The sequence below is a fragment of the Rhodoplanes sp. SY1 genome, from assembly GCF_046000175.1.
In the GTDB taxonomy this organism is placed as follows: Bacteria; Pseudomonadota; Alphaproteobacteria; order Rhizobiales; family Xanthobacteraceae; genus Rhodoplanes.
In genome coordinates this window covers 37,550-52,769 of the sequence record NZ_JBEOMB010000014.1, presented here as the reverse complement: position 1 = coordinate 52,769, position 15,220 = coordinate 37,550, and the positions used below count along the sequence as shown (strand labels likewise).

Sequence of the window (15,220 nt, the reverse complement as noted above, 5' to 3'; positions counted from 1 at the left end):
ATGGCGCCTCGGTCGCCGCACATGCCGTGCGGTCTGGCGACCACGGCGGCGGCGGCAGCTCGATTCCCTTGTCGGAGGATCGCCGATGACTCTCATCCGCCGTCCCTCGGTGCGTTACGGCCGCACCCCCGAGCCCGAGACCCCGTACCAGAAGGCCGGCCAGGTCTGGGACGAGCGGATCGGCTCCGCCCGCGTCCAGGCTCGCAACTGGCGGCTCATGGCCTTCGGCAACCTCGCGCTGGCCGGGGGCCTTGCGATCGGGCTCGTCTGGCAGCACGCCCGCGGGGCCGTCACCCCCTGGGTGGTCGAGGTCGACCGGCAGGGTCGGGCCCAGGCCGTCGCCCCGGCGCTCGGCGACTATCGTCCGACCGATCCGCAGATCGCCTGGCACCTCGCCCACTTCATCGAGAACGTGCGGGCGATCCCAGCCGATCCGGTCATCGTCCGCCAGAGCTGGCTCGCGGCCTACGACTTCGTCACCGACAAGGGCGCGCTCGCCCTCAACGACCATGCCCGCGTCCACGACCCCTTCGCCAGGATTGGCAAGGTCCAGGTGACGGTCGAGATCGCGAGCGTGGTGCGCGCCTCGCCGGACAGCTTCCGGGTCGCCTGGATCGAGCGGCGCTACGAGAACGGCAGCCTCGCCGTGACCGAGCGATGGGTCGCCATCCTGACCATCGTGCTCGACCTGCCGCGCGACGCCGAGCGGCTGCGCAAGAATCCGCTCGGCATCTACGTCCATTCCCTCGCCTGGTCCAAGGAGCTCGGCTGATGCAGCCTCGTTCGCTCGTCCTCTGCGTCGTCTCCGCATCCCTGCTCGCGGGCTGCGCGACCTTCAAGCCGCCCGGGATCGCGTATGACGATCCGCCCGAGCCCGCCTCGCTGGTCGCCGAGCCGCCGCGACCCGTGGAGGTGGTGGAGCTGCCGAAGCCGCTGCCCCTCCCGGGCCAGCTCAAGCCGCTGCCGGGGGGCAGGTCGCCGCCCGAGCCGCGCGATCCCCGCCAGCGGGTCGATCGCGCCAACACGGCGGCGCGGGTCGAGCCGAGCCGGGCCGGCTACATCAACGCGGTCCAGGTCTATCCCTTCTCGGAGGGCGCCCTCTACCAGGTCTATGCCGCGCCCGGACAGGTCACCGACATCGCCCTGCAGGAGGGCGAGCAGCTCGTCGGCTCCGGCCCGATCGCGGCCGGCGACACGGTGCGCTGGATCATCGGCGACGCCGAGAGCGGCACCAGCGCGGCGAAGCGGATCCACATCCTGGTCAAGCCGACCCGGCCCGACCTCGTCACCAATCTGGTGATCAACACCGACCGCCGGACCTACCACCTCGAGCTGCGCTCGACCGAGAAGACCTACATGGCCTCGGTCTCGTGGGACTATCCGCACGACCGCCTGATCGCGCTCCACCAACGCAACGCGGTAGCCGAGACGGTCGCTCCGGTCGCGACCGGGCTCGAGGTCGAAGCGTTGCGGTTCCGCTACGTCATCGACGGCGACGCGCCGCCCTGGCGGCCGCTCCGCGCCTTCGACGACGGCAAGAAGGTCTACATCGCGTTCCCGCGCGGCATCGGGCAGGGCGAGATGCCGCCGCTCTTCATCGTCGGCCCGGAGGGCAAGACCTCGGAGCTCGTGAACTACCGAGTCCGCGGCAATCACATGATCGTCGATCGTCTGTTCGCGGCGGCCGAGCTGCGCCTCGGCGACGGCGGCTCCGAGCGCCGCGTCCGCATCGTGCGCACCGACGGGAGAGCGGCGTGGTGAGCGAGCGCGCCGACCATTCTTCCGGAACGAACGATCTCGCAGCCGGGCTCCGCCTCCGACCCGAGCATCCGCCGGTCATGCGCCTCTCCCGCAAGGTGCTGGTCGGGCTTCTCGCCGGCGCGTCTATCGTCGTGTCGGGAGCGCTGATCTGGGGACTGTCCCGCGACAAGCCGAAGCCGACCGGCGGCAGCGAGCTCTACAGCACCGAGCACAAGCCGCTGCCCGACGCGATCGCCGCCTTGCCGCGCGACTACGCGGCCGTCGCCAAGCCAGCTGTATCGACTGTCCCTGCCGGCGTGCCCCAGCTCGGGCCGCCGCTGCCCGGCGATCTCGGCCGGCCGATGCTGAGTGCCGGCGTCACCCCGCCCGACCCGTCGCACGCGGCGGATCCGGCCCAGCAACGCTCCGCCCAGGAGCAGGAGGCGGCGCGCACCAGCCGGCTGTTCGCTTCGGCGACCACGACGGCGCGGGCGGCTGCGCCGACTGCACCGGCGCTCCAACCGGCGGACCCCGCTGCCGCACCACCGGCGCATTCCGACACGCAGCCGCTCGACGCCGACTGGGGACAGAACCTCCAGGACCGCAAGCTCGCCTTCCTCAACGCCGCCGTCGACCGCAAGACCGTCAGCCCCGATCGCCTCGCCGCACCGCCATCGCGTTATGTGGTCCAGGCCGGCGCCGTGATCCCGGCCGCGCTGATCACCGGCATCCGCTCGGATCTGCCCGGCCAGGTCACGGCCCAGGTGACCGAGCATGTCTACGACAGCCCGACTGGCCGATACCTGCTCGTGCCCCAGGGATCGAAGCTGATCGGCGTCTACGACAGCCAGGTCGCCTTCGGACAGGACCGCATCCTCCTGGTCTGGACCCGGCTCATCCTCCCGAACGGCCGCTCGATCGTGCTCGAGCGTCAGCCCGCCGCCGACCCGCAAGGATTCGCCGGTCTCGAGGACGAGGTCGACCACCATTGGGGCCGCCTGTTCATGGCGGCGGCCCTCTCGACGCTGCTCGGCGTCGGCTCCGAGCTCGGCGCGAGCGACACCGAGAGCGAACTCTTCCGCGCGATCCGGCGCGGCGGCAGCACCAGCCTGAACCAGACCGGCCAGCAGGTCGTGCGCCGCAACCTGAACATCCAGCCGACCCTGACGATCCGGCCGGGATTCCCGGTCCGGGTCATCGTCAACCGCGACCTCGTCCTCGCGCCGTATCGGGGATGACGTTGACCGAGCCCTACTGTGGAGGATGAAACATGGACAAGCTGAAGCTCTCGGAGCTGCTCGACGACAAGCCCGTCAAGCTCACCCTCGACCTGCCCGCCCAGGTCCACCGCGATCTCGTCGCCTATGCCGAGCTGCTCGGCCGCAACACCGGGCAGGCGGTCGAGCCTGTGCGGCTGATCCCGCCGATGATCGCCCGATTCATGGCGACCGATCGGGCGTTCATCAGGTCGAGGAAACCCAAGTAGCAGGTTGTGCGGAGTTGGCGCAAAGGCGGCAATCTGCGCGACGGTGGGGCAATCCGGCGCCCGCAGGTCGTTTCGCGCATTCTGCTCGTAGGGCTTGAACGCGCCGACGAACTCCCTTGCCGAATGACGATGTCGTCGAAGACAATCGGCATCCGGACTCGGACGTCAACGGACCTCGTGCGCATTCATCAGCCACACTTATCAGTCTTAGTGCAACTCATCGTCTAATCGTCGTAGCGCACCCGCTATAGGATCGCTCTCATAGAGGTGAGCCGCATGAAAACGTCACGAACCGTCTTGGCCGCAATGGTCGCGCTGTTTTTCTGCGCGACCGGGTTCGCGAGCGCGGCCGATCAGGCCGGTCGCCGGTCGCCCATCGCGCTCGAAGACCAGGGGAGCTTCGCCGTCGGTGGGACCGTGCTGACGGCACCCGGCGCCTTCGATCCCCAAAAGCCTCTCGACCCGGCGGGGCAGACCTATCACGGAGACCACCTCTACGCCTTCTATCAGGTGCCGGTGAATGCGCGCCCTCTGCCGCTGGTCATGTGGCACGGCGCGGGCCAGTTCTCGAAAACCTGGGAGACGACGCCGGACGGCCGCGAGGGCTTCCAGACGATCTTCCTTCGCCGCCGCTTCGCCACCTATCTCGTCGACCAGCCCCGTCGCGGCGACGCCGGGCGCAGCACCGTCGAAGCGACGATCAAGCCGACGCCCGACGAGCAGATGTGGTTCAACCAGTTCCGCATCGGCGTCTGGCCGAACTACTTCGACGGCGTGCAGTTCGCGCGCGATCCCGAGACGCTGAATCAGTACTTCCGGGCGATGACCCCGAACACCGGGCCGTTCGACATGAACGTCGTGTCCGACGCCGTCGCCGCGCTGTTCGCGAAGATCGGCCCCGGCATCCTCGTGACCCATTCGCAAAGCGGGGGACCGGGCTGGCTCGCCGCCATCAAGAGCCCGAACGTCAAAGCCATTGTCGCCTTCGAGCCGGGAAGCAATTTCCTCTTCCCGCAAGGCGAGGTGCCGGCGCCGATGCCGAGCGCTTTCGACACCCTTCAGGGCGTCCCCGTGCCGGTGCCGGATTTCATGGCGCTCACGAGAGTTCCGATCGTCATCGTCTACGGCGACAACATTCCGTCGGCGCCCGTGGATCTTCCGGGTCAGGACAGCTGGCGCGTCCGCCTCGCCATGGCCCGGCTCTGGGTCGACGCCGTCAACCGGCACGGCGGCGACGCGCGACTCGTCCATCTTCCGGAGATCGGGATCCGGGGCAACACCCACTTCCCGTTCGCGGATTTGAACAATGTCGAGATTGCGGATCTGGTCTCGAAGTTCCTCGCTGAAAAACGCCTGGATTGATCGTGAGCCCATTGGACCAGAGCATGTCCGCAAACCGGGGCTCTGAACCAAGACACCAAACCCTCAAGCGACTGCGGACGGCGCCCGACCCGCCTAGCCAGGAGACCATCATGACCGACGACGTGATCACCAAAAATCGACGCGAGTTCCTCGGAGCCTCCGCGCTCGTTGTATCGGCCACAGCAATAGGACTTTCAGCGATGACCAACGCCCCGGCGTCCGCAGCGGATCACAAGCAGAATCCGTTCACCCTGGTCTATGACGGCGCGATCACGAAGAACGAGCCGGGCAAGGTCAACATCCACCCGGTCACCTACAAGCTCAACGGCCTGGACATCGTCGCCAATGTCTACACTCCGGCGAACTACACGCCGCAGCAGAAATATCCTGCGATCGTCGTGGCGCACCCGAACGGCGGCGTGAAGGAGCAGGTCGCCGGCCTGTAGGCCCAGCATCTCGCCGAGCAAGGCTACATAACGATCGCGGCGGATGCGGCATACCAGGGCGGGAGCGGCGGCCAGCCCCGCAGCATGGACAAGCCTCAGTTCCGCACCGAGGACATCCACGGCATGGCGGACTTCATCACCCGCTATGCGGGCGTCGGCACCGCGCGCCTGGGCCTGCTCGGGATCTGCGGCGGCGGGGGCTACGCGCTGGCGGCCGCGAAGGTCGACAAGCGCTTCAAGTCGATCGCGACGCTGAGCATGTTCAACTCCGGTCGCGTTCGCCGCAACGGGTATGTGGACTCGCAGCTCGCGACAATCCAGCAGCGCCTGCAGCAGGCGTCGGCCGCCCGCGCCCAGGAGGTGGCGGGCGGAGCAGTTCTGTATGCCGGCGACGCCAATCTGACGGACGCGCAGATCGCCGCACTTCCGTTCGATCTGTATCGGCAGGGTTACGAGTACTACTGGAAGACGCACGCGCATCCCGGCTCGACCTTCAAGTACACCATGAGCAGCTTGCTGGACCTGATGCGCTGGGATGCCACCGATCAGATCGATCTGATCGACACGCCGCTGCTGATGATCGCCGGAAGCAAGGCCGACAGCCTCTACATGACCGAGGATGCGTTCGCCAAGGCCACCGGCACGAAGACCAAAGAGCTGTTCAAGATCGACGGCGCGACCCACATCGAGACCTACTGGGTCCCCAAATACGTCGATGCCGCGATGGGCAAGCTGAAGACCTTCTTCGGCCAGCATCTCGCGTCCGCCTGAAGGTTTTGTCCGCTTTCGCCTTCGGCCAGGGAACGGGCGCTCGGTGCCCATTCCCGCCCCCGACACGAGGAACACAGCCGTGAAGCAAAGCGCCAGACGTCTCGTCCTCGCCGCCGCCATCCTGGCGGGCGGCGGCATCGCCACCATGGCCCACGCCCAGGCGCCGACCGCGCCGAACCCCGGCGCCGCCCCGCCGCCGTCCCGGGCGCAGCAGCTGATGGGGACCGTCGCGCCAAAACTCGCGGAGCTGACCGACGAGGTGCTCTACGGCGACATCTGGAAGCGCCCGCAGCTGTCCCCGCGCGACCGCAGCCTGATCACCGTCGCGGCGCTGATCGCAATGAACCGGCCCGATCAGCTCCGCTCCCACCTGGCGCTCGCCCGCCAGAACGGCGTCACCGAGGAGGAGCTGGTCGAGACCATCACGCATCTCGCCTTCTATGCCGGCTGGCCGAACGCGGTGTCTGCGGTCGCGATCGCCAAGGACGTCTTTCAGAAGAAATGACATGAACCCTCTCGCCGCGAAGATCCTTCCCATGGTCCTTTCCATCGCGCTGTGTGCGTCGGCCGCAGACGCCAAGGCTGATCCGATGATCACTGTCATGCCGGCCGGATCACAGCCGTCCACCGCTGGCGCCGCCGGCAACTTCACCGGCTCGGTTCGCGTCGACCAGCGTTTCCAGGCCACCGCGCCCGCCCGCGTCGGCGGCGGCGTCGTGACCTTCGAGCCCGGCGCGCGCACGGCTTGGCACACGCACCCTCTCGGGCAGACCCTGATCGTCACCGCCGGTGTCGGTCGGGTGCAGCAATGGGGCGGCCCGGTTCAGGACATCCGGCCCGGTGACGTCGTGTGGATCCCGCCCGGGATCAAGCACTGGCACGGCGCGACCGCGACCAATGGCATGTCGCACATCGCGATCGCCGAAGCGCTCGACGGCAAGTCGGTCGAGTGGATGGAGCAGGTCACCGACGAGCAGTACCGGCGCTGACGCGCCCGGCGCAGCCGCCCCCACGCGCACGGAAGCGATGCCGGCTCGCGATGCTATCGCGACTGGACGCCATCCAAGGAGGCATGCCGCAGCTCGACCGCCTTCAGATCGTCGAGCACCCGGCGCGGCTCCCGATCGAGTGGCATGTTCGCAGCGTCGGAAACGGCATCGACGGTGCTGGGCCTATCGGGGTCCAGGTCAGCGAACAGCCGGTCGAGGTCCGCCTGCTGCGGTCCCTTCTCCGAGACGAACTCGAAGGTTTTGCCCACGGCGGCCGGCGACGTCAGGCTGCGCACCAGTACCTCCGCGAGCTGGCCTCTGGCGATGACTCCGTCGCGCGGCGTGCCAGACTGCCGTTTGTCCCCCTGCAGGAAAACGAGCCGCCGCTGGTCGGGCTCGTTGTAGTCGAACCAGCCGGGCCGAACGATCGTGTAGGGAAGCCCGCTCGCCCGGACCAATCGCTCCGCCCGCCGCTTCCAGTCGTGCGTGCCCTTGCGGTCGGTGACGCCGATCGCGGTCATCAATGCGATGCGCGTTTTGCGGTGTTCCAGCGCGGCGAGCACGTTGCGCACGCCGCCGTAATCGACGGCCTCGGCGGCGGCGGCGGTCCAGCCGTGGGAGCCGTGCGTGAACACGATGGCGTCGATGCCATCCACGGCGGCCAGGAGCGTGTTCGGCCGGGTCAGGTCACCCGCGGCCACCTCGACACCATCCGGGAAGCGGTGTTCCGCAGGATTGCGGACCAACGCGCGGACGCGGTGCCCGCGACGGAGCGCGTCCTCGACGACGTGGCGGCCGATGCTTCCAGTCGCGCCGACGGCGAGGACGGAGATCCGAGGATCGCTCACGGCATGTCTCCTGGTGCTGGTGTGGACGGACTTTCCCAATGCCGCAAACCTCGACGTCATGGTTGGCAGCCGACGGACGACCGGTCGGCCTCTCCCTGTGCTGCTCAGCGCCCGGTCGTCTCCAGGAAGGCTTCGGGCAGGCGCTCGCCCTCGAGCTTCAGCTTCGACAACGCCTCGTCGATCGTCCGAAGATCGTCTGGGGTGAGCACGAGGTCGACGGCGCCGAGATTCTCCTCCAGGCGATGCAGCTTGGTGGTGCGCGGAATCGGCACGATCCACGGCTTCTGCGCCAGCAGCCAGGCGAGCGCGACCTGTGCCGGTGTCGCCCCCTTGGGGACCGCGACCGTCTTGACGATGTTCACCAGCGCCATGTTCGCCTTGCGGGCCTCTGCCGAGAACCGCGGAACGATGTTGCGGAAGTCGGAAGGATCAAAGGTCGTGGTCTCGTCGATCTTGCCGGTGAGGAAGCCGGCACCGAGCGGGCTGAACGGCACGAAGCCGATGCCGAGTTCCTCCAGCACCGCCAACGTCCCGGCCTCCGGCCCGCGATAGAACAGCGAATACTCGCTCTGCACCGCAGTCACCGGCTGGACGGCATGGGCACGGCGGATGGTCTCGACGCCTGCCTCGGACAGGCCGAAATGCTTCACCTTGCCTTCTGCAATCAGCGCTTTGACCGTGCCGGCGACATCCTCGATCGGCACCGCGGGGTCGACGCGATGCTGGTAGAGGATGTCGATGCGATCGGTCTTCAGGCGCCTGAGCGCCGCCTCGACGACCTCCCGGATGTGCTTCGGCCGGCTGTCGAGGCCCAGTCCGCGTTCCCCGGTCGGGGAGATGTCGAAGCCGAACTTGGTGGCGATCACCACTTGGTCGCGGATCGGGGCAAGTGCCTCGCCGACGAGCTCCTCGTTGAGAAACGGGCCATACGCTTCTGCGGTGTCGAACAAGGTCAGGCCGCGGTCGTGAGCGGCGCGGATCAGCCTGATCATCTCGGCCTTGTCGGACGCCGGGCCGTAGGCGGAGGTCATGCTCATGCAGCCGAGGCCGAGCGCCGAGACCTCGAGCGTGTCGCCGAGCTTTCGTGTCTTCATTGTCGATCTCCAGTCGTTGTTGGAACGGCGCAACCCAGTCGGCCGGTCGCGCCTTCAGGGCGCCACCTGCCGCACCGTCCGTTTTTTAGCTCGGAAAGTCGGTGGCGACGCTGGTCGCTTTCCAGGCATCGATCTCGCGGCGCTGGTCATCGACCTCGGCGCCGACGATCCGGACGGCATCGCTGCCGAGCAGCAGCCGGACAGGCAGGGCCGAGCCGGCGACCAGCGCGATGATGGCCTGCGCCGCGCGGGCCGGGTCGCCGGGCTGCGTGCCGTGCGTCTTGTCGTTCTCTTTCCGCCGGGGTCCGGCGGTGTCGCGATAGTCGGCGATCTCCGCCTTCGCCTGCTGCAAGGAGCGCCCGGCGAACTCTGTTCGGAACGCGCCCGGCTCGATGATCGTCACCCGGATGCCGAGCGGCCCGACTTCCTTGCGCAATGCGTCGGACATCCCTTCGAGAGCGAACTTCGTGGCCGAGTAGTAGCCGGAGCCGGGCGCGGCCAGCCGGCCGGCGATGGACGAGACGTTCAGGATTGTGCCGCTTCGACGCTCCCGCATTCCTGGCAGGACCGCCTTGATCATGGCGACGGCACCGAAGAAGTTCGCGGCGAAGAGGTCGTTCACCTCCCGCTCGTCGCCTTCCTCGACCGCGGCGCGGTAGCCGTGGCCGGCGTTGTTGACCAGCACGTCCACGCCTCCGAACCGATCCTTCGCGGCTGCGACCGCCCGCGCCACCTGATCCGGCTTCGTCACGTCGAGCGCGACCGCGAGCGCCGTGTCCGGATGCGCGGTGACCAGCGCCTGCAGGGCAGCGGGGTCACGGGCCGTGACGACGGCGTTGAAGCCGGCGTCGAGCACCCCTTCGGCGAGACTTCGGCCGAGGCCGCTCGAGCATCCGGTGATGAGCCAAGTCGTCATATGTGTCTCTCCTCGCGCTTGACCGGCCCGAGCGGGCTGAAGACGAGCGGGACTGCGATTGCCCCGCCGGATCGCCGACGGCTCCGGCGCGAACGCCGAGCCGGGGCCTTCTCCAGGCGATGCTTCGTGGTGCCGGCAACGGACCCGAACCAGGGCGTCCGTGCGCGCAGCCAAAGGCGCGTCGATATGCGACGGCCGCTGATCGCGCGAGCGACTTGGTCCAGGATCCTCTGTCGAGAGATGATTTAGCGCATGCACGGTCCTGCGATTAGGCGCTACAATCCGGTTGCCGTCATAAGTCAAGGTAATGAATGTCGCAGGAGAACTTCAACGATCTCGCTGCCTTCGCCATGGTCGCCAAGGAGCGCAGCTTTACGCGGGCGGCGGCGAAGATCGGCGTGTCGCAGTCCGCGCTCAGCCAGACGGTGAAGAACCTCGAGGAGCGGCTCGGCCTGCGTCTGCTCACGCGCACGACGCGCAGCGTCTCTCTGACGGAGGCCGGCGAGCGGCTGCTGCAGACCGTCGCGCCGCGGTTCGAGGAGATCGAGACCGAGATCGCGGCGCTGAGCGCGTTGCGCGACAAGCCTGCCGGCACGGTCCGCATCACGGCAGGAGAGCATTCGGCGATCTCCGTCCTGCAGCCGGCCTTGACGCGGTTCCTGCCGGACTATCCCGACATCAATGTCGAGATCATCGTCGACTACGGCCTGACCGACATCGTCGCCGAGGGCTACGATGCCGGCGTCCGCCTCGGGGAGCAGGTCGCCAAGGACATGATCGCGGTGCGCATCGGGCCGCAGATGCGGATGGCAGTCGTCGGCTCGCCGGCCTATTTCGCGCGGCATCCGCCCCCGCAGACCCCTCAGGACCTGGCCGCGCACAACTGCATCAACGTCCGGCTCCCGACCTATGGCGGCCTGTTCGCCTGGGATTTGGAGAAGGACGGGCGTGAGGTCCGGGTGCGTGGAGAGGGCCAGCTCGTCTTCAACAATCTCGGCCTGAGGGTGCAGTCGGCCCTGGACGGGCTCGGCCTGGCCTACATCCCCGACGACACCGTGCTGCCCCATGTCTCGGCCGGCCGCCTGGTGCGGGTCCTGGAGGACTGGTGCCCGTATTTTCCCGGCTATCACCTCTATTATCCGAGCCGGCGGCACTCGTCGCCGGCCTTGGCCCTGCTCGTGGGGCTTCTCCGCTACCACGGCGACTGAAGAGGCCCGAGGTCCGACGGATCAGGCCGGGCCCGCGCCCTTCGGGCGGGCCGTCAGGAGCAGCCGCGCGCAGAGGACGCTGCCGACGCCGAAGACGGCGATCACCCAGCCCATCGGCCGGGGCGTGCCGTCCGCGAAGGCGCCGACCAGCCCGGAGCCGAGAATCCCGCTGCCGTACTGCATCGCGCCGACCAGAGCCGAGACGGCGCCCGCCTGCTTGGGATAGTCGCTGAGCGCCCCGGCGATCGAGTTGGCGACGATCAGGCCGGTCGAGGACGCGAACACGAACAGCGGCACGGCGAGGCCCCACAGGCCGCCCCAATCGGTCGCGGCGGCGAGCGCGACCACGAGGGCCGAGGCAGCCGCCATCACGGTGCCGGCGGTCAGCAGCCGATCGCTGCCATGCCGCGGCAGCAGGCGCACATTGATCATGTTGGCGGCCATGATGCCGACGATGCCGGCGGCGAACAGCAGGCCGTAGAGCTGGGCCGGCAGGCGGTGGTAAGCAATAAAGGCGAAGGGCGAGCCGACGATATAGGCGAACATGCCCGCGTAGAGGCAGCCTCCCGCCCCGGCATAGCCGAGCAGCCGAGGACGGCGCAGCAGCTCACCATAACGGCCGAGCGCGCGACCGAGCGAGTCCCGGCTGCGACGATCGTCCGACAGCGTCTCGGGCAGCGTGATCAGCGCCACGAGTGTCACGAGGCCGACACCGACCAGTGTCCAGAAGATCGCCCGCCACCCGACGAAGACGAGGATCTGCCCGCCGACGATCGGCCCGAGCAGGGGCGCGATCGCCATCACGGTGATGAGCGTCGACAGCATCTGTGCGGCCCGATGGCCGTCGTAGAGGTCGCGCACCATCGCTCGCGACAGCACCACGCCGGCGGACGCTCCGACGGCCTGCACGATGCGCCAGGCGATGATTGACGACACGTCTCCCGCCAGCGCGCAACCGGCGGAGCCGATCACGAACAGCGCGATCCCGATCGCGACCGGCAGCCGGCGTCCATGCCGGTCGCTGACCGGTCCCCAGACGAGCTGACCCAGGCTGAAGCCGACCAGATAGCCAAAGACGGTCCACTCCACCGTGCCGGCGCTGGCGCGAAGCGACAGCCCCATGGCCGGCATCGCCGGCAGATAGAGGTCGGTCGAGATCGACGCGAACCCCATCAGCAGGCTCAGGACGCCGAGCATCCACCAGCCGTGCCGGGCGGCCCCGGCTCGCGCCGGGGCGACCGCGCCGACAGCCTCGACGTCGTCGGCGCGCGGCGCGACGTCGGGGGCGAAACCGTCCGCATCAACGGGAGCAGCCCCCGCGTCCACGTCCTCCGAGCCGTGTTCGAGCATGCGGCTCATCACCCTGGTCCGGCCACGCTCATCGCCCCGTGGTGGCCATCAGTTGCTCGGGGTAACGCTCGCCCTCGATGGCGATGTCGGCCAAGGCCCGCTCGACCGCGGCGAGATCGCCCGCGGCCAGCACGACATCGGCGGCGCCGAGGTTCTCCTCCAGGCGATGGAGCTTCGTGGTGCCGGGGATGGGGACGATCCAGGGCTTTTGCGCCAGCAGCCAAGCGAGTGCGATCTGGGCCGGCGTTGCGTTCTTGTCGCCGGCGATGCGCTTCAAGAGATCCACCAGCGTCTGATTCTTTTCCAACGCCTCCGGCGTGAAGCGGGGCAGGATCTTGCGAAAGTCGTTCTCGCCGATCTCGGTATCCTTGCTGAACGTGCCAGTGAGAAAGCCCTTGCCGAGCGGGCTGTAGGGCACCAGGCCGATCCCCAGCTCCTCGCACGCTGCGAAGATGCCGTTGGTCTCGGGGCCGCGCGTCCACAGCGAGTACTCGTTCTGGATCGCGGTGACCGGCTGGACCGCATGGGCACGGCGGACCGTCTGTGCGCCCGGCTCGGACAGGCCGAAATGCTTCACCTTGCCGGCCGCGATCAGCTCCTTGACGGCGCCCGCGACATCCTCGATCGGCACGTTGGTGTCGACGCGGTGCTGGTAGAACAGATCGATCACGTCGACGCCGAGTCGCTTCAGCGAGGCGTCGCACACCGCGCGGATGTGCTCGGGCCGGCTGTTCATGCCGGCCATCTTGCCATCCTCGATGTCGAAGCCGAATTTTGTGGCGATCACCACCCGGTCGCGGACGGGCGCCAGCGCCGCACCGACGATCTCCTCGTTGGTGAACGGGCCGTAGACCTCGGCGGTGTCGAAGAACGTCACCCCTCGCTCCACCGCGGCGCGAATCAGCGCGATGGCGTCGGCCTTGCTCAAGGGATGACTGTAGCCGAAATTCAGGCCCATGCAGCCGAAGCCGATGGCCGAGACCTCGAGGTCCGACTTGCCGAGTACACGCTTTCGCATCACTGATCCTCACTGGTGCGACGTTTGTTGGTGACGCTCGGCCGTCGCGTTGACCGGGACAATAAGCCGACGGCCGATCATCGATTAGCCGCTATGATCCGCTTGCGGTCATCACGTCATCTAATGAATGGGCCGGCGCCGGCAGGCTGTGGCCATTGCCTCGCAGATCGCGCTCGCTGACGCATTCATGAGCGGCGCTTATCACGGCATGCTGGTTCCTGCATGATCAGGATCATCTCGCAAACCCAAGGAGTTCCGACGGCCGGCGGTGGTCGTCGCCACGATCCTGCCGCGTTTCACGTCAGGGCCGCGGAACCAAACGCCGGCTCGGGCGCTCCATCGGTTGAGCTTGCTTCGACTTCTTCGGCCTCCTCTTCAGCCCGACGGACGACCGAGATGGACATGCCTGGCGACTTGAATCTGTCACGCCGTAATTTGCTGGCCGGAACGGCCGCAGCGGCGCTCGTCGGCGGCACGCGGCTGCGGCGCAAGGACTCTCTGCCGATACCGCGACACGATCGGCCGTCAGCGAGGGCCGAAACGATCCGCCGCCACCAGCTGGTATCAACCACGCATAGAAGTGGCCCTGCACGGTCGAGCGCGGCGGGAAGTCTCCCGGCAGCGCCCGCCACCGGCAGCCCGTGGACAGCACGTAGAGGATCGCCTCGACGAACCCGGCGCAAATCGGTCGTTGCGGGCGACCCATCCGGCGGCGGGGCGGCAGTCGATGCGCGATCAGCGCCCACTCCGCATCGGTCAGATTGCTTGCGAAGTGCAGCCCGTTGCGTCGATACTGGGCGCGAGTGATTTCGGTCCCAGGCATCGTGCTCTCCATCGAATCTTTGCAAATGCGACGGAATCACAGCCCTCCGAAATCACTCACTCAATTTCCGGTCAGGCTCTGAGGATCGGCCAGGATGGCGTTGATCTGCGTGTTGAGCTTGTCGATGACCTCGTCCGGTGTGCCCTTGGGGGGTCCGATGCCGAAGAAGGCGCCCGCCTCGTAGCCTGGCACGGTCGCGGCGATGGTCGGCACCTCCGGCAGCACGTCGACGGATTGCGCGGAGATGACGGCCAGCGCGCGCAGCTTGCCGGCGCGAATGTGCTCGATTGAGGCGGGCAGGGTGTCAAACATGACGTCGACCTGGCCGCCGATCAGATCCTGCACCGCCGGGCCGTTGCCGCGATAGGGCATGTGGGTGAGCTTCACGCCCGTCATGCTCATGAACAGCTCGCCGGAAAGATGGGGCGAGGTGCCGATGCCGGCCGATGCCATGTTGACCTTGCCGGGGTTGGCCTTGGCGTACGCGATGAACTCGGCCACCGTCTTGGCCGGGAACGAGGGCGTGACCTCCATGACGTTGGGCACCCGCATGACGCCGCCGACCGGCGCCATGTCGGCGATGAAGTTGAACGGCAGCTTCTCGTAAAGCAACGCGTTGATGGCATTGGCGGGGTTGACGAAGAAGAGCGTGTAGCCGTCGGGCGCCGAGCGGATCGCCGCCTCGGTGCCGATATTGCCGCCGCCGCCCGTCTTGTTCTCGATCACCAACTGCTTGCCGAGACGCTCGCCGCGCCACTGGCCCATCAAGCGCGCCAGGATGTCATTCGCCCCGCCCGCCGCGTAGGCGAGGCCTGCGGATCGACGTCGTTCAGGCGGGCGGTCTGGATCAGGGTGTACATCAGCGCTGCGCGTTCGCCACCGCAGTCGGAGCCGGCGAACAGCCACGACTTCCGGCCGAGTGCGATGCCGCGCAGGGAGCGGCGAGACCGCTGTCGCAACAATATCGACAGCAGCATCCCAGTGCGTCGGATCGTCGGTCGCTTCGACCAGTCGCCCCTCTGTTGCCGAGCCGCACGCGTCATCCAGATTCCGATGACCCGCACCCTTCCGACACTTCTCCCATAGGGCTCTCGACGCCCGCGGCTTCGCTCAATCCGGCTTCAATGAGGTCGCACTCCGGCCCTCCCGCAGGGCTCCTCCGTGCATCG

The 15,220-nt window shown here is 67.9% G+C and carries 15 protein-coding genes and 2 pseudogenes; 9 read left to right on the top strand and 8 right to left on the bottom strand.

What is annotated here, in order from left to right; translation table 11 throughout:
* Positions 1-85 precede the first annotated feature (85 nt).
* The 8 genes and pseudogenes from trbF (at position 86) to ABTU92_RS05650 (ending at position 6,794) form a co-directional block, all read left to right on the top strand.
* Positions 86-772 (top strand): conjugal transfer protein TrbF, encoded by a 687-nt coding sequence (gene trbF / locus ABTU92_RS05685; RefSeq protein ID WP_408088506.1) that lies wholly within the window; start codon positions 86-88, stop codon positions 770-772.
* A complete protein-coding gene (gene trbG / locus ABTU92_RS05680) occupies positions 772-1,761 on the top strand; it encodes a P-type conjugative transfer protein TrbG (RefSeq protein WP_408088504.1) in 990 nt (329 codons plus the stop codon). Before trbF ends, trbG begins: the two co-directional genes overlap by 1 nt.
* 77 nt (positions 1,762-1,838) lie before the next feature.
* Complete coding sequence (locus tag ABTU92_RS05675; RefSeq protein ID WP_408088502.1) at positions 1,839-2,978, top strand: TrbI/VirB10 family protein; 1,140 nt, start codon at positions 1,839-1,841, stop codon at positions 2,976-2,978.
* Positions 2,979-3,010: 32 nt separating this feature from the next.
* The gene (locus ABTU92_RS05670) at positions 3,011-3,226 is read left to right on the top strand and encodes a DUF2274 domain-containing protein (protein WP_408088500.1); all 216 of its coding nucleotides are present in this window, start codon (positions 3,011-3,013) and stop codon (positions 3,224-3,226) included.
* A gap of 276 nt (positions 3,227-3,502) precedes the next feature.
* Positions 3,503-4,588, top strand: a complete 1,086-nt coding sequence (locus tag ABTU92_RS05665) for an alpha/beta hydrolase (RefSeq protein ID WP_408088498.1) — start codon at positions 3,503-3,505, stop codon at positions 4,586-4,588.
* A 200-nt stretch (positions 4,589-4,788) separates the two neighbouring features.
* Positions 4,789-5,805: pseudogene (locus ABTU92_RS05660) on the top strand (alpha/beta hydrolase).
* A 145-nt stretch (positions 5,806-5,950) separates the two neighbouring features.
* A complete protein-coding gene (locus ABTU92_RS05655) occupies positions 5,951-6,310 on the top strand; it encodes a carboxymuconolactone decarboxylase family protein (RefSeq protein ID WP_145912062.1) in 360 nt (119 codons plus the stop codon).
* Position 6,311: 1 nt separating this feature from the next.
* A complete protein-coding gene (locus ABTU92_RS05650) occupies positions 6,312-6,794 on the top strand; it encodes a cupin domain-containing protein (RefSeq protein WP_408088496.1) in 483 nt (160 codons plus the stop codon).
* Positions 6,795-6,847: 53 nt separating this feature from the next.
* On the opposite strand, the gene ABTU92_RS05645 is transcribed toward ABTU92_RS05650, so the two are convergent.
* From ABTU92_RS05645 to ABTU92_RS05635, 3 genes are all read right to left on the bottom strand, one after another.
* The gene (locus tag ABTU92_RS05645; protein ID WP_408088494.1) at positions 6,848-7,642 is read right to left on the bottom strand and encodes an SDR family oxidoreductase; all 795 of its coding nucleotides are present in this window, start codon (positions 7,640-7,642) and stop codon (positions 6,848-6,850) included.
* 104 nt (positions 7,643-7,746) lie between these two features.
* Entirely contained in the window at positions 7,747-8,736 is a 990-nt protein-coding gene (locus ABTU92_RS05640; protein WP_408088492.1) for an aldo/keto reductase, read from the bottom strand.
* 85 nt (positions 8,737-8,821) lie between these two features.
* Positions 8,822-9,652 (bottom strand): oxidoreductase, encoded by an 831-nt coding sequence (locus tag ABTU92_RS05635; RefSeq protein ID WP_408088512.1) that lies wholly within the window; start codon positions 9,650-9,652, stop codon positions 8,822-8,824.
* 311 nt (positions 9,653-9,963) lie between these two features.
* Between ABTU92_RS05635 and ABTU92_RS05630 the strand changes: the two genes are divergently transcribed.
* A complete protein-coding gene (locus ABTU92_RS05630; RefSeq protein ID WP_408088490.1) occupies positions 9,964-10,860 on the top strand; it encodes a LysR family transcriptional regulator in 897 nt (298 codons plus the stop codon).
* 21 nt (positions 10,861-10,881) lie between these two features.
* On the opposite strand, the gene ABTU92_RS05625 is transcribed toward ABTU92_RS05630, so the two are convergent.
* From ABTU92_RS05625 to ABTU92_RS05605, 5 genes and pseudogenes are all read right to left on the bottom strand, one after another.
* Positions 10,882-12,219, bottom strand: coding sequence for a multidrug effflux MFS transporter (locus tag ABTU92_RS05625; RefSeq protein ID WP_408088488.1), 1,338 nt, complete (start codon positions 12,217-12,219; stop codon positions 10,882-10,884).
* A gap of 19 nt (positions 12,220-12,238) precedes the next feature.
* Positions 12,239-13,228, bottom strand: coding sequence for an aldo/keto reductase (locus ABTU92_RS05620; RefSeq protein WP_408088486.1), 990 nt, complete (start codon positions 13,226-13,228; stop codon positions 12,239-12,241).
* A 568-nt stretch (positions 13,229-13,796) separates the two neighbouring features.
* Positions 13,797-14,051 (bottom strand): annotated as a pseudogene (locus ABTU92_RS05615) (transposase); the annotation flags it as partial.
* A 60-nt stretch (positions 14,052-14,111) separates the two neighbouring features.
* Positions 14,112-14,816 carry a Bug family tripartite tricarboxylate transporter substrate binding protein gene (locus tag ABTU92_RS05610; protein WP_408088484.1) on the bottom strand — a complete coding sequence of 235 codons (705 nt, stop codon included), beginning with the start codon at positions 14,814-14,816 and terminating at the stop codon, positions 14,112-14,114.
* Positions 14,816-15,028: a hypothetical protein gene (locus ABTU92_RS05605; protein WP_408088514.1), complete on the bottom strand. Its 213-nt coding sequence runs from the start codon at positions 15,026-15,028 to the stop codon at positions 14,816-14,818. Before ABTU92_RS05605 ends, ABTU92_RS05610 begins: the two co-directional genes overlap by 1 nt.
* Positions 15,029-15,220: the final 192 nt, after the last annotated feature.

Excerpts from the sequence above, each read along its gene's own strand:
- ABTU92_RS05630 (WP_408088490.1), top strand. The coding sequence starts at position 9,964 with ATGTCGCAGGAGAACTTCAACGATCTCGCTGCCTTCGCCATGGTCGCC.
- ABTU92_RS05610 (WP_408088484.1), bottom strand. The coding sequence starts at position 14,816 with ATGGGCCAGTGGCGCGGCGAGCGTCTCGGCAAGCAGTTGGTGATCGAG.
- trbG (WP_408088504.1), top strand. The coding sequence starts at position 772 with ATGCAGCCTCGTTCGCTCGTCCTCTGCGTCGTCTCCGCATCCCTGCTC.
- ABTU92_RS05650 (WP_408088496.1), top strand. The coding sequence starts at position 6,312 with ATGAACCCTCTCGCCGCGAAGATCCTTCCCATGGTCCTTTCCATCGCG.
- ABTU92_RS05640 (WP_408088492.1), bottom strand. The coding sequence starts at position 8,736 with ATGAAGACACGAAAGCTCGGCGACACGCTCGAGGTCTCGGCGCTCGGC.
- ABTU92_RS05625 (WP_408088488.1), bottom strand. The coding sequence starts at position 12,219 with ATGAGCCGCATGCTCGAACACGGCTCGGAGGACGTGGACGCGGGGGCT.
- ABTU92_RS05620 (WP_408088486.1), bottom strand. The coding sequence starts at position 13,228 with ATGCGAAAGCGTGTACTCGGCAAGTCGGACCTCGAGGTCTCGGCCATC.
- ABTU92_RS05670 (WP_408088500.1), top strand. The coding sequence starts at position 3,011 with ATGGACAAGCTGAAGCTCTCGGAGCTGCTCGACGACAAGCCCGTCAAG.
- trbF (WP_408088506.1), top strand. The coding sequence starts at position 86 with ATGACTCTCATCCGCCGTCCCTCGGTGCGTTACGGCCGCACCCCCGAG.
- ABTU92_RS05605 (WP_408088514.1), bottom strand. The coding sequence starts at position 15,028 with ATGCTGCTGTCGATATTGTTGCGACAGCGGTCTCGCCGCTCCCTGCGC.
- ABTU92_RS05675 (WP_408088502.1), top strand. The coding sequence starts at position 1,839 with ATGCGCCTCTCCCGCAAGGTGCTGGTCGGGCTTCTCGCCGGCGCGTCT.
- ABTU92_RS05665 (WP_408088498.1), top strand. The coding sequence starts at position 3,503 with ATGAAAACGTCACGAACCGTCTTGGCCGCAATGGTCGCGCTGTTTTTC.
- ABTU92_RS05655 (WP_145912062.1), top strand. The coding sequence starts at position 5,951 with ATGGCCCACGCCCAGGCGCCGACCGCGCCGAACCCCGGCGCCGCCCCG.
- ABTU92_RS05635 (WP_408088512.1), bottom strand. The coding sequence starts at position 9,652 with ATGACGACTTGGCTCATCACCGGATGCTCGAGCGGCCTCGGCCGAAGT.